Consider the following 934-nt stretch of genomic DNA (forward strand, 5'->3'; position numbering starts at 1 on the left):
GGTGGACACCTAATATGGACTCAGCTATATTAAAAGTAATGGCTAAATTATATGAAGATTTAAATGGCGAAAAACCACACGTAGCAGCGTGTCATGCAGGTTTAGAGTGTGGTATTTTAGGGCAAAATTATCCTGAAATGGATATGATTAGTTTTGGTCCTAATATTAAAGGAGCACACTCACCCGATGAACGTGCACAAATTTCTTCAGTTCAAAAATACTGGAAATTTGTTTTAGAAATTTTAAAAAATATTCCGGAAGCTTAAAGAGCAACATAAATTTTAAAAAAAACTGCCATTTTACAAATGGCAGTTTTTTTATTTTATTTCAGAAGTTTTAAAGTATTTACGTTTTAACCAAAAGGAAACTTTTACAAGTAAAATTAATGCAGGTACTTCAACTAGAGGGCCAATAACACCAGTAAATGCTTGTCCGGAGTTTAAACCAAATACAGCAATAGCAACAGCAATAGCCAATTCAAAATTATTACCAGCAGCAGTAAACGCTACGGCAGCAGTTTTTGTGTAATTGGCTCCAACACTTTTAGTGAAAAAGAAGCCCACAATAAACATAATTATAAAATAAATTAAAAGCGGAACAGCTATAATTAATACATCTATTGGTATTTCAACAATTAGTTCGCCTTTTAAAGAAAACATAACTATTATAGTAAATAATAAAGCTATAAGTGTTAACGGTGAAATAGTAGGAATAAACACAGTGTTGTACCAAGTTTCGCCTTTTAATTTAACCAAAAATACACGACTTAATATACCCATTAAAAATGGTAAGCCTAAATAAATCAATACGCTTTCAGCAATAGTTGCTATTGAAATATCAACAATGGTACCTTCAAAACCAAAAATAGGAGGTAGTTTTGTAATGAATAACCAAGCATAAAAGCTGTAGCCAAACACTTGAAAAATACTGTTTA

The 934-nt window shown here is 31.3% G+C and carries 2 protein-coding genes; one reads left to right on the plus strand and one right to left on the minus strand.

What is annotated here, in order from left to right:
• Positions 1 to 266, plus strand: a 266-nt coding sequence (locus tag FUA24_RS00595; RefSeq protein WP_148539608.1) for a M20/M25/M40 family metallo-hydrolase, incomplete at its 5' end; no start/stop codon positions are given.
• A 51-nt stretch (positions 267 to 317) separates the two neighbouring features.
• Here FUA24_RS00595 and FUA24_RS00600 read toward each other — a convergent pair.
• The coding region (locus FUA24_RS00600; RefSeq protein WP_394344174.1) for an arsenic resistance protein at positions 318 to 934 on the minus strand (617 nt) is incomplete at its 5' end.

This window comes from Seonamhaeicola marinus, assembly GCF_008085455.1.